The organism is Frateuria edaphi (assembly GCF_021117405.1).
Taxonomy (GTDB): domain Bacteria; phylum Pseudomonadota; class Gammaproteobacteria; order Xanthomonadales; family Rhodanobacteraceae; genus Frateuria_A; species Frateuria_A edaphi.
Map to the genome: position 1 here is coordinate 2,757,211 of NZ_CP088251.1, position 20,544 is coordinate 2,777,754.

At 68.2% G+C, this 20,544-nt stretch carries 19 protein-coding genes; 1 reads left to right on the top strand and 18 read right to left on the bottom strand.

Annotation, left to right across the window (positions count from 1 at the left end; genetic code table 11):
* Position 1: 1 nt before the first annotated feature.
* From LQ772_RS12885 to thiL, 13 genes are all read right to left on the bottom strand, one after another.
* Positions 2 to 1,225, bottom strand: a complete 1,224-nt coding sequence (locus LQ772_RS12885; RefSeq protein ID WP_231321290.1) for an ABC transporter permease — start codon at positions 1,223 to 1,225, stop codon at positions 2 to 4.
* Positions 1,226 to 1,234: 9 nt separating this feature from the next.
* Complete coding sequence (locus LQ772_RS12890; protein WP_231321291.1) at positions 1,235 to 2,536, bottom strand: ABC transporter permease; 1,302 nt, start codon at positions 2,534 to 2,536, stop codon at positions 1,235 to 1,237.
* A gap of 49 nt (positions 2,537 to 2,585) precedes the next feature.
* Positions 2,586 to 3,806 (bottom strand): ABC transporter permease, encoded by a 1,221-nt coding sequence (locus LQ772_RS12895; RefSeq protein ID WP_231321292.1) that lies wholly within the window; start codon positions 3,804 to 3,806, stop codon positions 2,586 to 2,588.
* 8 nt (positions 3,807 to 3,814) lie between these two features.
* Positions 3,815 to 5,113: an ABC transporter permease gene (locus LQ772_RS12900; RefSeq protein WP_231321293.1), complete on the bottom strand. Its 1,299-nt coding sequence runs from the start codon at positions 5,111 to 5,113 to the stop codon at positions 3,815 to 3,817.
* A 51-nt stretch (positions 5,114 to 5,164) separates the two neighbouring features.
* The gene (locus LQ772_RS12905) at positions 5,165 to 6,397 is read right to left on the bottom strand and encodes an ABC transporter permease (protein ID WP_231321295.1); all 1,233 of its coding nucleotides are present in this window, start codon (positions 6,395 to 6,397) and stop codon (positions 5,165 to 5,167) included.
* A 10-nt stretch (positions 6,398 to 6,407) separates the two neighbouring features.
* A complete protein-coding gene (locus LQ772_RS12910) occupies positions 6,408 to 7,727 on the bottom strand; it encodes an ABC transporter permease (RefSeq protein ID WP_231321296.1) in 1,320 nt (439 codons plus the stop codon).
* Between the two features lie 177 nt (positions 7,728 to 7,904).
* On the bottom strand, positions 7,905 to 9,137 hold the full coding sequence (locus tag LQ772_RS12915) for an ABC transporter permease (RefSeq protein ID WP_231326039.1): 1,233 nt from the start codon (positions 9,135 to 9,137) through the stop codon (positions 7,905 to 7,907).
* Positions 9,138 to 9,151: 14 nt separating this feature from the next.
* Complete coding sequence (locus LQ772_RS12920; protein WP_231321297.1) at positions 9,152 to 10,459, bottom strand: ABC transporter permease; 1,308 nt, start codon at positions 10,457 to 10,459, stop codon at positions 9,152 to 9,154.
* A gap of 80 nt (positions 10,460 to 10,539) precedes the next feature.
* Positions 10,540 to 11,253, bottom strand: coding sequence for an ABC transporter ATP-binding protein (locus tag LQ772_RS12925; protein WP_231321298.1), 714 nt, complete (start codon positions 11,251 to 11,253; stop codon positions 10,540 to 10,542).
* A 170-nt stretch (positions 11,254 to 11,423) separates the two neighbouring features.
* Positions 11,424 to 12,695, bottom strand: coding sequence for an efflux RND transporter periplasmic adaptor subunit (locus LQ772_RS12930; RefSeq protein WP_231321299.1), 1,272 nt, complete (start codon positions 12,693 to 12,695; stop codon positions 11,424 to 11,426).
* Positions 12,696 to 13,213: 518 nt separating this feature from the next.
* Positions 13,214 to 14,182 (bottom strand): potassium channel beta subunit family protein, encoded by a 969-nt coding sequence (locus LQ772_RS12935; protein ID WP_231321300.1) that lies wholly within the window; start codon positions 14,180 to 14,182, stop codon positions 13,214 to 13,216.
* A 96-nt stretch (positions 14,183 to 14,278) separates the two neighbouring features.
* Positions 14,279 to 14,782, bottom strand: a complete 504-nt coding sequence (locus LQ772_RS12940; RefSeq protein WP_231321301.1) for a phosphatidylglycerophosphatase A family protein — start codon at positions 14,780 to 14,782, stop codon at positions 14,279 to 14,281.
* Positions 14,783 to 14,828: 46 nt separating this feature from the next.
* A complete protein-coding gene (gene thiL / locus LQ772_RS12945; protein WP_231321302.1) occupies positions 14,829 to 15,791 on the bottom strand; it encodes a thiamine-phosphate kinase in 963 nt (320 codons plus the stop codon).
* Between the two features lie 148 nt (positions 15,792 to 15,939).
* Between thiL and LQ772_RS12950 the strand changes: the two genes are divergently transcribed.
* The gene (locus LQ772_RS12950) at positions 15,940 to 16,428 is read left to right on the top strand and encodes a nuclear transport factor 2 family protein (protein WP_231321304.1); all 489 of its coding nucleotides are present in this window, start codon (positions 15,940 to 15,942) and stop codon (positions 16,426 to 16,428) included.
* Between the two features lie 79 nt (positions 16,429 to 16,507).
* Here the strand turns inward: LQ772_RS12950 and nusB are convergent, their stop codons facing one another.
* The 5 genes from nusB to LQ772_RS12975 form a co-directional block, all read right to left on the bottom strand.
* Complete coding sequence (gene nusB / locus LQ772_RS12955; RefSeq protein ID WP_231321305.1) at positions 16,508 to 16,954, bottom strand: transcription antitermination factor NusB; 447 nt, start codon at positions 16,952 to 16,954, stop codon at positions 16,508 to 16,510.
* Positions 16,954 to 17,415 (bottom strand): 6,7-dimethyl-8-ribityllumazine synthase, encoded by a 462-nt coding sequence (gene ribH / locus LQ772_RS12960; RefSeq protein ID WP_231321306.1) that lies wholly within the window; start codon positions 17,413 to 17,415, stop codon positions 16,954 to 16,956. Before ribH ends, nusB begins: the two co-directional genes overlap by 1 nt.
* A gap of 128 nt (positions 17,416 to 17,543) precedes the next feature.
* On the bottom strand, positions 17,544 to 18,464 hold the full coding sequence (gene ldcA, locus LQ772_RS12965; RefSeq protein WP_231321307.1) for a muramoyltetrapeptide carboxypeptidase: 921 nt from the start codon (positions 18,462 to 18,464) through the stop codon (positions 17,544 to 17,546).
* 55 nt (positions 18,465 to 18,519) lie between these two features.
* Complete coding sequence (ribBA, locus tag LQ772_RS12970; RefSeq protein WP_231321308.1) at positions 18,520 to 19,611, bottom strand: bifunctional 3,4-dihydroxy-2-butanone-4-phosphate synthase/GTP cyclohydrolase II; 1,092 nt, start codon at positions 19,609 to 19,611, stop codon at positions 18,520 to 18,522.
* Positions 19,612 to 19,787: 176 nt separating this feature from the next.
* Complete coding sequence (locus LQ772_RS12975) at positions 19,788 to 20,429, bottom strand: riboflavin synthase (protein ID WP_231321309.1); 642 nt, start codon at positions 20,427 to 20,429, stop codon at positions 19,788 to 19,790.
* Positions 20,430 to 20,544: the final 115 nt, after the last annotated feature.

Genomic DNA, 20,544 nt, shown 5'->3' on the forward strand with positions numbered 1-20,544 from the left:
GTCAGACCGAGCGGGTGGCGACCACCGGTGGCACCGCGGCGGCGCGGATGGCCGGGCCGAGCACCGCCATCTGCCCGATCAGCCACAGCGCGATCGCGCCCACGGGGAAGTAATAGGCGGGCAGCCGTGGCAGCTCGTAATGCAGCATCAGGAACAGGTTGATGCCGTAGGCCAACACCATGCCCAGCGCGATGCCGATGGTCGCCAGCAGGAAGTTCTCGGTCTGGAAGTAGGTGAGGATGTTGCGGCGGGTGGCGCCCAGCGCGCGACGCACGCCGATGGTCCGCCGCCGCTGCGCGACCCAGAAGCTGCCCAGGCCGACGATGCCCAGCGCGGTCACCACCAGCAGCGCAATGCAGACGCCGGCGAGCAGGCCCGCCATGGCGCGGTCGTCCTGGAAGAATTCGGCACGGATGTCGTCCAGCGTCTTCTTCTCCAGGATGATGCGGTGCGGGTCGGTCTTGCGCAGCGTGGCCACGGCGGCGGCCAGCACGCGGTCGCGCTCCTGCGGCGCGGTGCGGATCACGTAGCGGCTGGCGTTGTCCGAGTCCATCCGCAGCGGGAACACCATCGACCACTGCGCCGTATCGTCGCCGCCGAACAGCGCCGGACGGATCAGCCCGGCCACCACGCCGACCACCCGCACCGGATCGCCACCGAGGTAGATCGTCTTGCCGAGCGCGGACTGGCCGGGCCAGAGCTTCTCGCCGAGACCGCGGGTGATGATCACGGTGGTGATCTTCTTGGCGAGCTTTTCGTCGCGGGCGACCTGGCGCATTTCCAGGTACTCGCCCGGCTCGAAATCGCGCCCGGCCACGAGCTGCGCGCCGAAGGTCTTAAGCAGGTTCTCGCCGAAGTACTGGGTCGCGTTGAGGGTGGCCTGCTTCTGCTTGGGATCGAGCTTGACGCTGGTGTTCCAGGAGCTGTTGGTGAACGGCACCTGGTTGACCAGCGCCACCGATGTCACACCCGGAATCTGGCGCAGCGCGGTGAGGTCCTCCTGCGCGTGCGCCTTGGCGTCGGCGGTGTCGCCGATGCCGAAAGCCTGGACCTGGATCAGTTCGTGCTCGGCCACGCCGCTGTACATCTGCATGCGCTCGAGCCGCTGGTTGATCAGGAACACCGCGTTGCAGACGATCGCGCAGGTCAGCGCGATCTCCAGCACCAGCAGCAGGGCGGTGATCTTGTGGCGGCGCAGCGTGGAGAGGATCGGAAGAATGTCCATGGGGTGCTCCTAGTTGCTCTTCAGCTGCAGCGCGGGGGTGACCTGGCAGGCGCGCCAGGCGGGCAGCAGCCCGGCCAGCAGCGAGGCACCGACGGCCAGCAGGAAGGTGGCCAGCAACATCGACAGGTCCAGATGGGCGAGCGCGGCGTAGTCCGACGGTTGCTTGCGCACCAGCCACAGGCCCACCAGCGACAGCAGCAGTCCGGCGACGCCGCCGGTGAGGCCGATCACGCCCGACTCGACCAGGAGCTGCATGAACACCTCGCGGCGCGAGGCGCCCAGCGCGCGGCGCACGCCGAGCTCGGGGCTGCGGCGCAGGAACTTGGCCAGCATCAGGCCCACCGTGTTGACCAGGCACACCAGCAGGAAGCCCAACGCGAGCCACGCCTGCAGCCGCACGTCACCCGGCACGACCTTGTTGTAGTCCAGCCAGCCCATCACATCGGGCAGGCGCACGTTCGGCGGGCGCTGGAAGCGGCCCAGCGCCTTCTGCTCCTGCGAGTAGTGCACCAGGTACTGCTTGTAGGCGGCGGCCTTGGCCGGCGTATCCAGCTGCACCCAGAACTGCAGCCACACGCAGGGCGCGGTGTCCATGTGATCCGGATCGGAGCCCTTGCCCCAGCAATCGGTCGAACCGTTGCGCCCGAGCTTGAGCTCGTAGGCGGTGGTCAACGGCAGGTACACGCCCTCGTCCTCGGCGTAGCTGCCGCTGTTGAGGTCGTAGAAGTGCGGCGTCATGCGCCAGGTGTCCAGCACGCCGACAATGCGGAAGGCGACGTCGTTCATGCGCAGGGTCTGGCCGGTGCTGTCGCGACCCTGGAACAGCTTGTCGTTGAGCTTGCGCGAGATCACCGCCACGCGCGCATGCGCCTCGTCGTCGGCCGCCGTCCACGCGCGGCCGTAGCGGATCGGCACCTCGAACATGGGGAAGAAGTCGGCCGTGGTGTAGCGCGCGTCCTCGAAGAACGGATCGATCGCCGACTGCGCCGGCTGCACCGGCACCGCGCCGCCGGTCATCAGCGCCTGCCGGTCGGCACGGCCCGCGTGCAACAGGTTCATGCCGTCGGTCCAGGTCACCTGCACCGGCGGATCGTCCTGCGGCTGGTAGCCGTCCATGTCCTGCGGGTCGAGCTGCGGGTAATAGAGCTGCGCGCTCTTGCCGGGCAAGGGATCGCCCGAGAGCACGTGCAGCACCGTCAGCGTGGTCATGCACGCGCCGATGCCCAGCGCGATCGCCAGCACCATCAGCGCCGTGAGGGCCTTGTTGCGCCTGAGGCTGCGCATGGCCAGGTCGAGGTAGTAGCCGAACATTCCGGTTCTCCGTGGCTGGAATCCCTCTTCCACCGGAAGAGGGCAGAATTCATGCGCTGCGCGTGGCTTCCACTGGCGGCACCGATGCGGCGCGATGGGCCGGGCCGAACACGGCCACCTGTCCGAGCAGCCACAACGCGATGGCGCCGACGGGCAGGTAGTACCAGGGCATGCGGTCCATTTCGTAGTGCTGCATCAGGTACAGGTTGATGCCGAACGCGAGCACCATGCCCAGCAACACGCCGGCGCCGCTCAACAGGAAGTTCTCGGTGCGGAAGTAGCTCAGGATGTGGCTGCGCCGCGCGCCGACCGCGCGGCGGATGCCGATCTGGCGGCGGCGCTGCGCCACCCAGAAGCTGGTCAGGCCGACGATGCCGAAGGCAGTGACCGCCAGCATCACCACGCACACCAGCACCAGCATCCAGACCATGCTGGCGGCGCCGGAAAAGTACTCGCCACGCATGTCGGGAAACGTCTTGCCTTCGGCCACGGCACCGGGCTCCAGCCCGGCCAGCACGTCCTCGGCCTGGCGCGCGACGCGGTCGCGGTCGGCCGGCGCACTGCGCAGCACGTAATAGCCGAGCGCGCCGGTCGGCTGCATCGGGAAGAACGCCGCGTCATAGATGCCCGGCAGGCCCGCGCCGGCCTGCTTCGGGCGCAGCACGTTCGCCACCACGCCCACCACCTGGTACCAGTACCGGTCCACGTACATCTTCCGGCCGAGCGCCGACTGGCCGGGCCACAGCCGTTCGGCCAGGCGCTCGTTGACGATGGCCACGTGCGTTTCCGGCATGAAGGAGGAGCCCATCGATGCGGTGGCGTAGTCCTCTGCGGTGAACATGCGTCCCTGCTTGAGGCGCAGCTCCAGCGCGCGATCGGCGCCCTCGCCCAGCAGGTACACGTTGGAGTTGATGCTGGCCTTGTCGGTCGGCTTCATGTCCGCCCGCGTGGTGAAGTTGCTGTTCCAGCCGTTGCCGGACAGCGGCATGGTGTTGACCACCGCCACCGCCTCCACGCCGTCGATGCGGCGCAGCGCATCGAGGTTGCGCGGGATCTCGCTGGCGGCGCGGTCGGAATCGGCGCCGGAGAGGGTGACCACGCTCAGGCCCTGCTCGTCGATCGCGTTGGGCAGGCGGATTTCGCCGGCGCGTTCGCTGATCATGAACACGGCATTGCACAGCACGGCGCAGGCCAGCGCGATTTCCAGCACGATGAGCAGCGCCGGGATGCGGTGCTTGCGGAGGCTGGCAAGGATCGGTGCGATTTCCATGCGAAACCTCAGGCGCTCTTCAACTGTGGCGCAGGCGAGACCACGCAGGCGCGCCAGGCCGGCAGCAGTCCCGCGACCAGCGCCGACACCAGCGCGACGATGAAGGTGAAAACGAACATCGAAACATCCAGCCGGGCCAGGCTGGCGTATTCGGCCGGCTGGTGGCGGATGCCCCACAGGCCCAGTTCGGCGACCGCCAGCCCGAGCAATCCGCCGGCCAGGCCGACCATCGCCGCTTCCACCATGAACTGTCCGAAGATCGCGCCCCGCGTGGCACCCAGCGCGCGGCGCACGCCGATCTCGCGCGAGCGGCGCAGGCATTTGGCCAGCAGCAGGCCGATGGTGTTGGTCACGCAGATCAGCAGGAAGCCGAAGGCAAGTCCGGCCTGCAGCCGCGCGTCGTCCGGCACCACGTTTTCGATGCGCAGCCACTGCAGCACGTCAGGCAGCGCGGTATCGGTGCGGTGGAAACGGCCCTGTGCGATCTGCTCGCGCACGTAGCCGTCGAGGAAGCGCTTGTAATTGGCGACCGCGGTGGCGTCGGTCAGCTGCACCCACAGGCCCAGCCACATGCACGGGGCGGTCTCCAGATGCTCGATGTCGGCCGCTTCCCAGCAACTGATGTTGTTGGGATCGAGCTGTACCGCCCGTGCCGCGCGCAGCGGCAGGAAGGCGCCATCGCCGTCGCCGTAGCTGCGCCCGATGTTGATCGCGTAGAAGCGCGGCTGCGGTGAGAAGTGGTCGAGCACGCCGACCACGCGGAAGTCGTGGCCGTTCAGGCGCAGGGTGCGCCCGACGCTGTTGGCTCCGCCGAACAACTTCTGGTTGAGGAAGTCGGCGATCACCACCACCCGCGCGCCGGCGGCGTCGTCATCGGCGCTCCAGCCGCTGCCGTAGCGGAACGGGGCACCGAGCATCGGCAGGAAGTCGGCCGTGGTCATCACCGCATCGCCGAAGAACGGCCGCCCGCCCGCATCGCGCGACTGGATCTTCGCCGAGCCCAGCGCCACCAGCGCCTGCCGCGGCGCGCGGTGCGCGTCGAACAGGTTGTTGGCGTCGACCCAGGTGAGGTTTTCCTGCGGCTTGCTTTCGCCGGGGATATAGCCGTTCTTCGGATACGGGTCGATCTGCGGGTAGTAAAGCTGCGCGCTGCGGCCAGGCAGCGGGTCGCCCGAGAGCAGCCGCAGCACGGTCAGCGTGGTGATGCAGGCGCCGATGCCCAGCGCCAGCGCCAGCACCATCAGCGTGGTGAGCACGCGGTTGCGGCCGAGGCTGCGCAAGGCAAGGTTGAGGTAATAGCCGAACATCCCAGGCTCCTGGCTATGCTCCCTCTCCCCCGCGGGCAGAGGGACTCCAAGTCAAACGCTGCGCGTAGCCTCCACCGGAGGCACGCGCGAGGCCTTCACCGCCGGCGCCAGCACCGCTCCCTGCCCCAGCAACAGGAGCATCAGCACGCCGGCGACCAGGTAGAGCGGCGACATCGGCTGTGAACCCATCCGGATCACCAGCCACACATTCATCGACACCGCGAGCACCACGCCCAGCAGCACGCCGCCGAGGGTGATCAGCAGGTTTTCGGTAAGGAAGTAGCCGAGGATGTCGCGCTGGCGCGCCCCAAGCGCGCGGCGCACGCCGATCTGCCTGCGCCGCTGGCCGACCCAGAAGCTGGTCAGGCCGACGATGCCCGCGGCGGTGATCACCAGCAGCACGGCGCTGATGATGCCCATCAGGATCGCCATGCCGTAGTCGCCGTCGTAGGCGCGGTGGCGGACCTGGGCGAAGGTCATGATGCCGTCCTGCGCGGGGATGATCCGCATCGGACTCTGCGCGTAAAGCGCATCCTTCGCCTGGCGCATGGCATCGGCGAGCTGCCCCGGCCGCGCGCGCACCAGGTAGAACGTGCCGTCGCCGGTCAGGCGCGCCGGGACCAGCACGGCGTTGTAGGCATAGGGCTTGGCCCACACCCCGGTCATGTGCGCCTGCAGGGTGTCGGTGATGCCGATCACGGTCGAGGGCGCGTTGTCGTTGGACACGTAGATGGTCTTGCCCAGCGCCGAGCCGCCCGGAAAGAGGATCTCCGCCAACCCCTTGCTGATGATGATCTGCCGGGCATGCATGCGGTCGGTGCCGCTCTGGCTGCCGACCTCGTCCGCGCTGAAGTTGCGGCCGGCGATCAGGCGCGCACCCAACGTCGCGAGGGTATGCTCATCGGAGAAAAAGATCGCCGTGTCGGTGGTCATCTTGACCTGATCGGGGCTCAGCCGGACGAAGTTGTCCCAGCCCGAGCCGCGCAGCGGGAAGCTGTTGGAGGAACTGACCTCCTGCACGCTGCCGAGCTGGCGCAGCGCCTGCAGGTCGGCGCGCATGCGCGCGTCGGCGTCCTGCGAGGGCAGCTTCTCCGGCCAGTCGTTCTGGATCACGAACAGGTTCGACTCCTGCACGCCGCTGGGACGGTCCACCCGCACCAGCCGCTGCTGGATGATGAACAGCGCGTTGCACACGATTGCCAGCGTCAGGGCGATCTGCAGCGCAATGAGCGTGGTGCCGGCCTTGTGGCGGCGCAACGCGACGAGGATGGGTCCGATTTGCATGCTTGCCCCGTCAGTTGGACTTCAGTTGCCAGGCGGGCTGCACTTTCGCGGCGCGCCAGGTGGGATAGAGCGCGGCGATCATCGTGGCCAGGATCGCCAGCAGCAGCGTCGACAGCATCAGCGACACGTCCACGTGCGCCAGTTGGGCGATTTCCGGCGAGAACAGCAGTCCCACCCCGCCGACGCCGACCGCGGTGAGCAACAGGCCCAGCACGCCGCCGGCGGCGCCGACGGTGCCCGCCTCGATGAGGAACTGGCGGTAGATCTCGCCCCGCGGGGCACCCAGTGCGCGACGCACGCCGATCTCGGCGCTGCGGCGCATGAACTTGGCCAGCAGCAGCCCGATGGTGTTGACCAGGCAAATCACGAAGAAGCCGGCCGCCACGATCAGCGAGATGCGGCTTTCCGGCGGCACCACGTCCTCGAAGTCCAGCCAGTCGGCGACGTCGCGCAGGCGCACGTTCGGCGCCCAGCGGAACCGGCCGGCGCGCTGCTGCTCGGCGGCATAGCCCTCAAGGAAATTGCGATAGGCCGACACCTGCGCAGGCGTGTCCAGTTGCACCCACATCGGGATCCACGAGCACTCGCCGTGCAGCCAGCCTTCGCGTCCGGCGTCCACGCCCGTGTTGGGCGCACCGCCGCAGTTGTTGCGCCCGGCCGTGTCGATCTTCAGGTCGTCGGCGCGATGGAACGGAATGTAGATCTGCGCGGGTTCGTCGAAGGCCGAGCCGTCGAACAGGTCGAAGTAGCGCGGCTTCGGGTCCCAGTGCTGGGTGACCCCGACGACGCGGTAGGTGTGCCCGCTCAGGTCGATATCCCTGCCCACGCTGTCGGCGCCGCCGAACACCTGCTGGTTGAACTCGTGGCTGAGCACCACCACGCCGGTGCGGCGCGCGTCTTCCTGCGCCGACCAGCCCGAGCCGTACTGGAAGGGCACGTTGAACATGCCGAAGAAGTCGGCGTTGGTCGCGTAGCCGATCGCCTTCAGCGGCAGGCTGCGGTTGCCGCCGGGAAGCACCGCCAGCGCGATCGGGTAGAACAGGGTCTGGTGCGGCGCCTTGTGCGCGCGGACCAGCGCGTTGGCATCGGTGTAGGTCAGCGCCTCCGGCGGCTCACCGTCGTTGTTGTACTGCGGGCCGCGGTTGTCGACCAGCACGGTGAACAGCTGCGAGGACTTCTCCGGGATCGGGTTGCCCGACACCACCCGGAACACCGACCAGGTGATCATCGAGGCGGCCACGCCGAACCCGATCGCGACGACCATCAGGGCGGTCAGCACGGGGTTGCGGCGCAGGCTGCGCATGCCGAGTTGGAAGTAGTAACCGAACATCCAGGGTTCCCGTATTTTTGCTCCCTCTCCCCTTTTGGGGAGAGGATTGGGGTGAGGGGCCGGGCAGGGCGCGGACGTCCACGCCAGTCCCGAGTTCCAATCCCGCTTTCGATGGAGTGCCGGGCGAACCCCGCCCTTCACCCCAACCCCTCTCCCCTGAGGGAGAGGGGCTCGGAATCACACCGAGCGCGTCGCTTCCACCGGCGGCACGCGCGAGGCCTTCATCGCCGGCGCGAGCACCGCGCCCTGCCCCAGCAGCAGCAGCGCGATCACGCCCGCCGCGACGTACACCATCGACAGCCGCTCCATCTCGAAATGGCTCACCATCCACAGGTTCATGCCGATCGCCAGCGCGGCGCCCAGGATCACGCCGCCGGCGCCGATCAGCAGGTTCTCGGTGAGGAAGTAGGAAAGGATGTCGTGCTTGGTCGCGCCCAGCGCGCGGCGCACGCCGATCTGCTTGCGCCGCTGGCCGACCCAGAAGCTGGTCAGGCCGACGATGCCCGCGGCGGTGATCGCCAGCAGCACCGCGCAGACCACGCCCATCAGGATGGCCATGCCACGGTCGCTCTTGTAGGCCTGCTCGCGGACTTCGGCGAAGGTGCGTACGCCACGTTCTTCCGGGATCACGCGCATGCGGTTGGTCTTGATCAGCAACGCCGGCACCGCCTTGGTGAGGCGTTCGAGCTGCCCGGGCTGGGTACGTACCAGGTAGCTGCCGAAGTTGCCGGTGAGCAGGCGGGGAATCAGCATCGAGTTCTCGGCGAAATTGTTCGCCCAGGAACCCGTCCACGGCACCTGCAGCCGATCGACGATGCCGATGATGGTGCTCGGCTTGGTCTGGCCGGAGTGGTACAGCACCTTGCCCAGGGCGTCGCCCTTCGGATAAAGCTTGTGGGCCAGCTCCCTGGTCACGATCACCACCGGCGTGGTGGTGAATTCCTTGGCGTCGACCCAGTCGATCTCGTCCGGCCGGAAGTTGCGGCCCGCCACCAGGGTGAGGCCCATCGCGGCCAGCGCATGGTCGTCGGTGAAGTAGAGCGTGGTGTGCGCCATCTCCTTCTTCGCTTCCGGCGTGATGTTGATGCTGGTCGACCAGCCACCGCCGCGCAGCGGATAGGAGTTGGTCATGGTGGCATCGACCACGCCCGGCATGCGGCGCAGCGCCTCCAGGTCGGTCTTGCCCAGCGACGGCGTCGCCTTGTCGTCGGCGCCGACCCAGCGGTTGGCGACGGTCAACAGGTTGGTCTCGACCATGCCGGTCGGACGCGAGAGGTGCTCGGTCCGCTGCTGGATGATGAACAGTGCGTTGCACACGATCGCCAGGGTCAGCGCGATCTGCAGCGCGATCAGGACAGTGCCGGCCTTGTGGCGCTTGAGGGCGGCGAGAATGGGCTTGATCTGCAACATCGTCATCGCCTCCTTCAGTTGGACTTCAATTGCCAGGCAGGCTGGACCTGCGCGGCCCGCCAGGTGGGATAGAACGCCGCCAGCAGCGTGGCCAGCACGGCGGCGACGATGGTCAACGCGATCAGCGAGCCGTCCAGCGTGGCCAGCCGCGCGATCTGCTCGTCGAACACCCAGCCCACGCCGAGCACGCCCAGGCCGGTCAGCAACAGGCCCAGCACGCCGCCGGTCAGGCCAACCGTGCCCGCCTCGATCAGGAACTGCGCGTAGATCTCGCGGCGCGAAGCACCCAGCGCCCGGCGCACGCCGATCTCCGGCGAACGGCGCATGAACTTGGCCAGCAGCAGGCCGATGGTGTTGACCAGGCAGATCAGCAGGAAGCCCAGCGAGACCAGCAGCGAGATCTTTGATTCCGGTGGCACGACCTTGTTGAAGTCCAGCCAGTCGGTGACGTTGCGCAGGCGCACGTTCGGCGCCCACTTGAAGCGGCCCGCACGCTGCTGTTCGGCGGCGTAGCCGGTGAGGAAGCGCTTGTAGGCATCGGCGTCGGCCCTGGCCGGAAGCTCGGCCCAGTACTCGATCCAGATGCACTCCGAGTGCAGCCAGTTGTCCCAACCGGGACCGGGCGTGTCGTTGCAGTTGTTGTTGCCGGCCGACGGCATCTGCAGGTCGATCGCGCGGGTGAACGGAATGAACAGGCCGATCGGATCACCGAAGCCGCCGGTGTTGACCGGGTCGAAGAACAGCGGCTGCGGGTCCCATTCGCCGATCACCCCGGTGATGCGGTAGTCGTGCCCGTCCAGGTTGATCGTCTTGCCGACGCTGTTGCGGCCGTTGAACAGCTTGTCGTTGAGCTTCTTGCCGATCACCACCACCGCCGCGCGCGCGTCGTCCTGCGCCTGCGTCCACGGCCCGCCGTAGATGAACGGGACGTCGAACATGGCGAAAGCGTCGCCGTACCAGGCGTAGCTGTTTTCCTCGATCGGCAGGCGGCTGGCGTCGGCCGGGATCACCGACGGCGCGATCGGATAGAGCGCGGTCTGGCGCTTGGCCTTGTGCGCCTGCATGAAGGCCATGGCGTCGGTGTAGGTCAGTGCCGAGGGCGGCTCGCCCTGGTCGAGGTCTTCGGCCTTCCAGTTGGCGATCTGCACCGCGTAGAGCTGGTCGGATTTCTGCGGGATCGGATTGTTGGAGGTCGCCCGGAACACCGAGTAGGTGATCATCGAGGCGGCCACGCCGAAGCCGATGGCCATCACCATCAACGCGGTCAGCAGCGGGTTGCGGCGGAGACTGCGCAGGCCAAGCTGGAAGTAGTAGGCGAACATGTCGGGGTTTCCGGATAGGTGAAGTTGCCGCGCCCGCTCCCTCTCCCCGGCGAGCCGGGGAGAGGCTCCATCGACAAGGCTCAGGCGTCGGCGACGCGCGCGTTGTGCGAGTGGAAGCGCGGCTCTTCGGACAGGTCGACCACCTGGCCGTCGATGATGTGCACGTTGCGCTGGGCGCGGGCGGCGAGTTCCGGATCGTGGGTCACCATCACGATGGTGGCGCCCTCGCGATGGATCTCCTCCAGCAGTTCCATCACGCCGCGGGCCATCTGCGTGTCCAGGTTGCCGGTCGGTTCGTCCGCCAGCAGCAGGCGCGGGCTGCCGGCCAATGCGCGGGCGATTGCCACGCGCTGCTGCTGGCCGCCGGAAAGCTCGGCCGGGTAATGCTTGGCGCGCGAGGCCAGGCCCACGCGCTCGAGCGCGTCCATGATGCGCTGCTTGCGCTCGGCACCCTTCATGCCGCGGTAGCGCAACGGCACTTCGACGTTGTCGTACACGTTGAGGTCGGGGATCAGGTTGAACGCCTGGAAGATGAAGCCGATCTTCTCGTTGCGGATCTTCGAGCGGGCGTTGTCGTTCAACTGGCTCACCTCGATGCCGTCGAGGTGGTAGTGGCCACCGGTGAAGGTCTCCAGCAGGCCGGCGATGGTCAGGAAGGTGGTCTTGCCCGAACCGGACGGGCCGGTGACGGCGACGAACTCGCCTTCCTTCACGTCGATGTTGAAGTCGCGCAGGGCGTAGGTCTCCACCACTTCAGTGCGGTAGACCTTGGACAGGTGGGTCATCTTGAGCATGGTTACGTCCTTCGGTGGTGGTGGTAGTTCGTGCAGGGAACGGAGGATGGGGAACGGGTAGATGCGTCTGCGGCGTCTGGGGTTTCACCGCCCGGAGGTTTCCACGGCAAGGAGGCCGCCTCCGGATGCCACTCTTGCCTGTTCCCCATGCTCCGTTCCCCGCCTTTCGGTCAATCGCTGATGGCGACCTTGGCCGCATCCTTGAAGTTGTCGGTGCCGGAGATCACGATCCGGTCGCCTTCCTTCAGGCCGTCCAGGATCTCGACCTTGTCGATGCTGCTGGCGCCCACGCGGATCGGCTTCTTCTCGGCGATGCCCTCGTGCACGACGTAGGCGAAGTTGCCGCCGGACTCGTCGACGAAGGAACCGCGCTGCACGGTAAGCACGTTGTCGCGCTTGTCGAGCAGGATGCGCACCGACAGGCGCTGGTTCTGGCGCAGCTGCTTGGGCGTGGCGCCCTCGAAGCGCAGGCGGGCGGCAACCTCGCCGTTGACCACTTCGGGCGAGATCGCACTGACCAGGCCCTTCCAGGTGTGCCCGTTGCCGGTGATCTCGCCGGACATGCCGATCCCCAGGTCACGCGCGAAGCTTTCGGGTACCTGCATCTCCACTTCCAGCGCGGAGAGGTCGATCACGCTGAGCAGCTTGGCGTCCTTGGCCACGGTCGCGCGCTCGGCGATGAACAGCTGGCCGACCTGGCCGTCCACCGGCGACTTGACGTTGAGGTCGTCGACCTGGCGCTCGAGGTCCTTGACCAACAGCTCCTGGCGCTCGTGCGCGAGCTTCTTGGACTTGATGTCGAAGTTCAGGCTGTCGTTGTCCATCCCCAGGTCCGCCTTCGCGTGCTGGGTGGTCAGCCTGGCCTTCTGCAGCGTGTCCTTGGCGCGGTCCACGTCCATGCCGGAAACCGCGCCGAGCTTGAACGCCTTCTCGTTGCGGGCCAGGTCGCGCTCGGCCGCCTGCTGGTCGATCAGCGCGTTGTCGTAGGCCTTCTGCAGCGAGGAGCGCTGCTTGCGCGCCTCGATCTGCGCGCGCTGGTATTCCACTTCCATCGCATCGGCGTTGGACTCTTCCTGCAGCAGCTTGTTGGTCAGTTCGGGGCTGTCGACCACGGCCAGCACCTGGTCCTTCTTCACCGTGTCGCCCGCGTGCACCTTGAGCGTGACCGCGCCGCCGGAAGTGGCATAGAGCGTGGGGCTGACCGCCGCCACCACCTTGCCCTCGGCCGCGATGTCGCGCACGAACAGGCCGCGTTCGACGGTGGCGAAGGAAAGCCGCGAGGCGCTGACCGACGCGTCGGCCGAGAACAACCGCATCGCGGTCGGCAGCGCAAGGGCCAGCGCGACCAGCACGGCCAGGCCGATGCCGCCGATGAGCAGCTGGCGCTTGCGGTTGGGTTTGACCTCGACCAGGCGGTCTTGAGCGGAGGTGTCGCGAATCATCGGGCGGTCCTGACCTGAAGTGACTGGGCTGGTTGAGCAATCGCCGTGCCAAGTCGGATCGGAGGCGCGCAACCCTTGTGGTTGCTGGCTTTTCGCAAGGACACACCCGACGTGTCCGCTGTCCGCGGACACCGTCACGGACAGACGGACAAGCCGCCGGACACCGGGTTTACGCTCTGCCCTTCCCTCGCTTGGGGGACAACAGGGCGAGGGCCCCGTGGCTTGCGGCGACGGCCGGGCAAAGCCGACACCCGGGCTTTGCTCCCTCTGCCGAGGTGGGGGTCAAGGCTTGCGAATAAACACGGTGAAGCAGGAGCGCTGGCCGATGCGGAAAGTCCAGGGCGAGCCCCGGCCCCTCACCCAACCCTCTGGGGAGAGGGAGCCGAAGCGGCAATTCCGCGAGCGGCGGAGCGCCTGCCCGGCAGCGACCATCACCAGCCTTAGGAATGCGGGACCAAGTCGTTGCGGATAGAACCGGCGAGCGTGGCGGCAAGCCGCGCGGCCAGGGATCCGGACCGCTAACCGACCGCCTGCTCGATCCGCTGCTTCAGCGCCGCATCGATGCGTGGCACCAGCTCCAGCGCCGCCAGATTCTGCTCCAGCTGCTCGCGCCGGCTCGCCCCCAGCAGCACGGTGGACACGTGCGGGTTGGCAAGGCACCAGGCAAGCGCAAGCTGGGCCTGGCTCACGCCCAGCTCCTGCGCGATCGGCGCCAGGTGGCGCACGCGCTCCACGCGCTCGCGCCCCGACCCGAGCACCGTCTCGCGCAACCACTCGTAGCCGGCTTGCGCCAGCCGCGAATCATCAGGAATGCCGTCGTTGTAGCGTCCGGCCAGCAGGCCCGAAGCCAGCGGCGACCAGATCGTGGTGCCCATGCCGAAGCGCTCGTACAGCGGCGCGTATTCGCGCTCGACGCGTTCGCGGTGCAGCAGGTTGTATTGCGGCTGTTCGGCCACCGGCGCGTAGCAGTGGTTCTCGCGCGCGATGCGGTGGGCCTCGGCGATCGCCTCGGCCGGCCATTCGCTGGTGCCCCAATAGAGCACCTTGCCCTGGCGCACCAACGTGTCCATCGCGGCCACGGTTTCCTCGATCGGCGTATCCGGATCGGGTCGATGGCAGAAGTAGAGGTCCAGGTGCTCGACCCGCAGGCGTTCCAGCGCCTGGTGGCAGGCCTCGATCACATGCTTGCGCGAGAGCCCGCGTTGCGTGGGCCGGGGATTGTCCACGGCGCCGAAGAACACCTTGCTGGACACGCAGTAGCTGTCACGCGGGAAGCGCAGGTCGGCGAGCACGTCGCCCATCAGCCGCTCGGCCTCGCCGCGGTTGTAGGTCTCGGCGTTGTCGAAGAAGTTGACGCCCCGGTCCCACGCCAGCGCGAGCAACTCGCGCGCCTGGGAACGCCCCACCTGCCGTCCGAAGGTCACCCACGCGCCGAAGGACAGCGCGGAAAGTTGCAGGCCGGTGCGGCCGAGGCGGCGGTAGAGCATGGCGGAGTCTCCACGGGTGAAAGACGGCATGGTGTCGGACACGGCCTCAATGGAGAGCGAAAACGCGAGGCCATTTGCAGGAGCGCCCTCGAACTCCTACAAGGCGATGGCGATTAGCGCCAGCACTATCGCCGCGTAAGCGCCGGCCACCACGTCGTCGATCATCACGCCCAGCCCGCCCTTCATGTTCCCGTCCAGCCAGCCGATCGGCCAGGGTTTCCACACGTCGAACAGCCGGAACAGACCGAAACCCACGGCGACCATCCACCATGGCGCCGGCAACACGAGCAGCGGCAGCAACGCGAGCCATTGCCCGACGAATTCGTCCCACACCAGGCTGCGATGGTCGTCCACGCCGAGCGTGCGTCCGGCCACGTTGCACGCCCACACGCCGAGCGCGAACGCCAGCACCAGCACCAGCACGTACAGCGGCAAGGCGAGATGGCGCAGCGCAAGCCAGGGCAGGATGGCCGCCAGCGATCCGAACGTGCCTTGCGCCACCGGCGCCAGGCCAGAGCCCAGGCCGCAGGCGATCCAGCCGGCGGGCGAGGCCAGCAGGCGTCGGCGCTGGTCGGGGGTGAGTTTCTTGCGGTCGGTCATGGGGGTTCCGTTGGTTGCGGCTTTCCTGCAGGCGCGGCGTTCGCGTCTACGGGCCGAAATGATCCCAGCCGCCGCGCGTGGCGGCCAGTGGAGCGCCGCCGATCGCGCGTACGCCCTGGCCTTCGACGATCACACCGATGCGTGTGGCATGGCTTCCCACCGCCGCCAGTGCCGCCTGCATGGCGCCGATCGAGGCGGTCGGCACGGTGAAGCAAAGCTCGTAATCGTCGCCGCCAGACAGGGCCAGTTCGCGGGCGGCGGCATGGCCGAACACGCTGGGCAGCGCGGGCGACAACGGCAGGGCTTCGAGGTCGAGCTCGGCGCCGACGCCGCTGGCGGCGCAGATGTGGCCCAGGTCCGCAAGCAGGCCATCGGAAACGTCGATGCAGGCGCTGGCATGCGCGCGCAGCGCAACGCCGGTGCGCACGCGCGGGGTCGGGCGATCCAGCCGCTTGCGCAAGCTGCGGTGCAATTCGTTTCGCGGATCGAATGGCACCCTGCCCTGCGCCAGCCGCAGGCCGCCGGCCGCCGTGCCGAGCGCGCCGGTGACGAACACGGCGTCCCCCACGCCGGCCCCGCTGCGTGTCAGCGCCTGTCCCGGCGGCACGAAACCGTGCACCGCCACGCTCAGGCAGAACGGGCCGCGGGTGGTATCGCCGCCGACCAGCGACACGCCATGCTCGCGCGCCAGCTGCGCGAAGCCTTCGGCCAGGTCGTCGACGAAAGACGCCTCGCCCTGCGGCAGGGTCAGCGCGAGCAGCGCCCAGGCCGGCGTCGCACCCATCGCAGCAAGGTCGGACAGGTTCACTGCCAGCGCCTTCCAGCCGATGTCCCGCGGCGCGGTGCCGTGCGGGAAATGCACGCCCTCGACCAGTGTGTCGATCGCCACCGCCAGGTGCTGGCCGGCCGGTACCGCCAGCACCGCCGCATCGTCGCCGATCCCCAGCCGCACGTCCTCGCGCGCCAGCGCGGTGCGGTCGCGGATGCGGTCGATCAGGCGGAATTCCATGGCGTGGCCGTCGGCTTGGGAACGCGCAAGCAGAGCATCCGCGCGCCCGCGAATGCAAGCCTTGGCGCCCGGCAACCCATGCCGAATGGCAGGGCTGCGGCGTGCATCGGGCTGGCTAGAATCGAGACCTCTCCCAGGAGACGACGCCATGCGCCCTACCCTGCTTTACCGCAGCCGCGCCCTCGCGGCCTCGATCGGCCACCATCGGCTGCTGCCGCTGCTTGGTGGCCTCACCCTGGTCTGCGCCGCCGCGCTGGCGGACACGCCCGCCTCCCACGGCCCACTGGAACCGGTGCACGCCTTCTTCGATGCCATGGCGCGCCATGACCAGGCAGCCATGCGCGCACAAGTACTGCCGGCCGGAACCGCCACGCTGATGCGCGACGGCAAGCCGGTGCAGCTCACGCTCGGCGATTTCGTCGACCACGTGAAGCCTGGCAAGGAGCGCATCGAGGAGCGCATCGGCAAGCCGCAGGTGATGGTCGACCACGACCTGGCGGTAGTGTGGGCGCCCTATACCTTCCTGCTCGATGGCAAGCCACATCACTGCGGCACGGACGTGTTCAACCTTGTGCAGGTCGATGGGCAGTGGCGCATCGCGGCCATCGCCGACAACAGCCGCAAGTGCGAACCGTAAGGTGGGCATGGCGGCGGGCTTGGGCCCACCGCTCCTCCGCCCGTTGGAGCCGGTGGGCTGAAGCCCACCCTGCGCAGAACTAGCGTGCGCCTTTCTCGGCCGCGCGCAATTCGCCCGCCAGCTTGTCCAGCACGCCGTTGACGTAGCTGTGTCCGTGGTCGGCGCCGAAACGCTTGGTCACTTCGATCGCCTCGTTGATGACCACGCGGTAGGGCACGTCCAGGCGGTACTTCAACTCGTAGGCGGCCAGACGCAGCGCGGCGCGCTCGATCGGATCGATCTGCTCGACCTCGCGATCCACGTAGGGCTTGATCGCGGCGTCGAGCGTGCCGACGTTCGCCTCGACACCCTGCAGCAGGTCCTCGAAGTACTCCTGGTCGGCCACTTCCATGTCCTGCTCGTGGCGGAACTGGTCGATGACGGACTTCATGTGACTGCCGGACAGCTGCCAGGCGTACAGCGCCTGCAGCGCGCGGCGACGGGCGCGCGAACGGGCGGCCAGGTCGATGCCCTGCGGACCGCTCATCACAGTTTCCCGTACAGGTTGGCCATTTCCAGCGCGGCCAGCGCCGCGTCGGCGCCCTTGTTGCCGGCCTTGGTACCGGCGCGCTCGATCGCCTGCTCGATGCTGTCGGTCGTGAGCACGCCGAACGCCACCGGTACGCCGGAGGCGTAGGCGGCCTGCGCCAGGCCCTTGGCGCACTCGCCGGCGACGTAGTCGAAGTGAGGCGTGGAGCCGCGGATCACCGCCCCCAGCGCGATCACTGCCGCATAGCGGCCCGAGTTGGCGAGCTTGTGCGCGGCCAGCGCGATCTCCCAGGCGCCCGGCACGCGGATCAGGTCGATCGCCTCGTCCTTCACGCCATGGCGCACCAGTGCGTCGCGCGCGCCGGCCACCAACGGCTCGACGACGAAGCCGTTGAAGCGGCCGGCGACGATGGCGAAACGGCCCGTGGGCGTGGCGAAGTCGCCTTCGATGATCTTCATTGCGAATCCTTGGGCAGACGGGAAGCCCTTGCGGGGCCGGGTATTTTACGGGTTTGGGGCGTCGATATCTCCTGCGGGAGCACCGTTGGGCGCGACAGGAGGCATCCGGGTCGCGCCCAAGGGAGCTCCTACGGGGACATGTGCGGGTAGCCGGTGCACTCCAGACGCGCCTCGCCACCGCTGACACGCAACCTCGCCTGGGCACCGAACGGCAGCGTGAGCTGGCGTGCGGCATGGCCGTGCGGCAAGCCGTGGATCACTGGAACGCCGGCCATCCGGGCCAGCTGCGCGAACGCCGCGTCGAGGTCGTAGCCGTTGTCGCGCGGGCCCGGGCGACAGGCGTGGAAATCGCCCAGCACCAGCGCACGCTGCCTTCCGAGCACGCCGGACAGGTGCAGCTGGTAGAACAGCCGCTCGATGCGGAACGGCGGCTCGGCAAGGTCCTCGACGAAGAGAATGCCGCCGTCGATGGCCGGAAAATAGGGCGTGCCGAGGAGGCTGCACAGCACGGCCAGGTTGCCACCCCACAGCGGGCCCTGCACGTCCAGCCCGGCATCGCCGGCGCCGGCCCAGGTGGCCACGCTGGCGTCCGCGCTCAACGTGCTCCAGAAATGTTCCCAGGTGTAGGTGGGGCAAGGCTCGGCGCCGAGGTCCGCCAGCAGCGGGCCGGCGAAGCTGCGCACGCCGCTCCTCGCATACAGCGCCAGCTGCAGCGCGGTGAAGTCGCTGTGGCCGACCAGGGCGAGGTTCGAATGGGCCAGGCGCTCGCGCAGCGCGCCGTAGTCGAGTTGGCCGAGCAGGCGCGCGGCGCCGTAGCCGCCGCGGGTGACCAGTGCGATGTCCGGCAGCTCGTCGAGCGTGGCCAGCGCGTTGATGTCGCCCGCGCGCTCGGCATCGCTGCCGGCGAAACGCAGCTGCGCGCGCCCCAGCACGTCCAGGTTCTCCACTGTGCAGCCGGCCTCGCGCAGGCGAGCCACGCCGCGCATCATGGCGTCCGGATCGTGGGCGTAGCCGGAGGGGGCGATCAGGCGGATGCGGGCGTTGGGCATGGGCTTGATGGCGATGGAGTACGGAGCATCCTAAGGCATGTGGGGCGCGGCGCCCTCACACGTACTCGACCACTTCCAGATCGAACCCGGCCAGGCCGACGAGCTTGCGCGGCGTCCCCATCACGCACAGCTTGTGCACGCCCAGATCGGTCAGTATCTGCGCGCCCAGCCCGAGTTGGCGCCACTCCTGCTGCTGCGCGTCCTCCGGTGCGAGCGCCGCGGGTTGGCGTTTCAGCCGGGCCAGCAGCGCATCGGGCGTGTCCTCGCCGGAGAGCACCAGCAGCACACCGCGTCCCTCGTCGGCAATCCGGCGCAACGCACTGGTGACGGTCAGACCGAGGTCCTCGCGCGTCAGGTGCAGCACGTCCGACAGCGTGTTGCGCACGTGCACGCGGGTCAGCACCGGCCTGCCGTCGTCGACCGTGCCGCGCGACAGCGCGTAATGCAGGCCGTGGCGGATGGCATCGCGGTAGGCGACCAGCCGGAACGGGCCGAACTCGGTCTCGACGTCCTCCTCGTGCACGCGCTGGATCGTCTTCTCGGTCTCCAGCCGGTAGCGGATCAGGTCGGCGATGGTGCCGATCTTCAAACCGTGTTTGGTCGCAAAGACTTCCAGTTCGGGGCGCCGCGCCATCGAGCCGTCCTCGTGCAGGATCTCGATCAGTACGGCCGAGGGCTCCAGCCCTGCCAGCGCGGCCAGGTCGCAGCCGGCCTCGGTGTGGCCGGCGCGGGTGAGCACGCCGCCGGGCTGCGCGGTGAGCGGGAAGATGTGGCCCGGCTGCGAGAGATCCTGGGGTCGGGCATCGGACTTGACCGCCACCTGGATGGTGCGCGCGCGGTCGTGCGCCGAGATGCCGGTGGTCACGCCCTCGGCCGCCTCGATCGAGACGGTGAAGTTGGTGTGGTAGGGCGAGGTGTTGTCACTGACCATGGGCTTGAGGCCCAGCTGGCGCGTGCGCTGCTCGGTGAGCGTCAGGCACAGCAGGCCGCGCGCCTCGCGGACCATGAAGTTGACGTCCTCGGGCCGCACCATCTGCGCGGCCATGACGATGTCGCCCTCGTTCTCGCGGTCTTCGTCGTCGAGCATCACGACCATGCGGCCGGCGCGGAGGTCTTCGAGGATTTCGGGGATGGTGTTGAAAGGCATGGTGGGTTCCAGAACGGATTCAATCTTGCGGGGCGTCATTCCGGCGAACGCGGGAATCCATGTTGGCTTTCCTGCATCGGAGCGAGATGGATTCCCGCGTTTACGGGAATGACTTCAAGGCGATCGGCAGAGCACGGGCAAGCGTGGGACACGGCGAAACCGGCACAGTGATCGAGTCAGGCGAAGCCGTGCTGCTTGAGGAACGCCTCGTCCAGCCGCGGCGCCTGGCCGCTGCCGATCAACCGCTCGACGTACCGCGCGATCACGTCCACCTCGATGTTCACCGGATCCCCCGCGCGCCTGGCGTGGAAAGCCGTGTGTGCCACGGTGTGCGGGATCAGGTTCACGCCGAAGCGGGTGCCCGATACCTCGTTGACGGTCAGGCTGGTGCCGTCGATGCAGATCGAGCCCTTGGCGGCGATGTAGCGCGCAAGGCCCGGCGGCACCTCGAAGGTCCAGCGCTGCGAGCGCGCATCGGGGGTGATGGACACCACCCTGCCCACGCCATCGACGTGACCCGAGACCAGGTGTCCACCCAGCCGGTCGGCCAGCCGCAGCGCCTTTTCCAGGTTGACCGGGTCGCCGGCCTTGAGCCCACCCAGGGTGGTGAGCGACAGCGTCTCGTTGGACACGTCGGCCGCGAATCCGCGTTCGGTGAGCGAAATGGCCGTCAGGCACACGCCGGACACGGCGATCGAATCGCCCAGCTGCACGTCGGAAAGATCGAGCTGGGCGGTATCGACGTGCAGGCGCACGTCGCCACCGCGTGGCTCGAGGCGCGCGATGGAACCCACGGTCTGGATGATGCCGGTGAACATCAGCGCACCCTCCGGCCGGAGGCGGCTGCAAAACAAGCGACAAGGGACATGAAACGTTCTCCGCATGGGGTCAGCGAAAAACGCCTCAAGGCATGAGGCCGACGCACCGCCATGG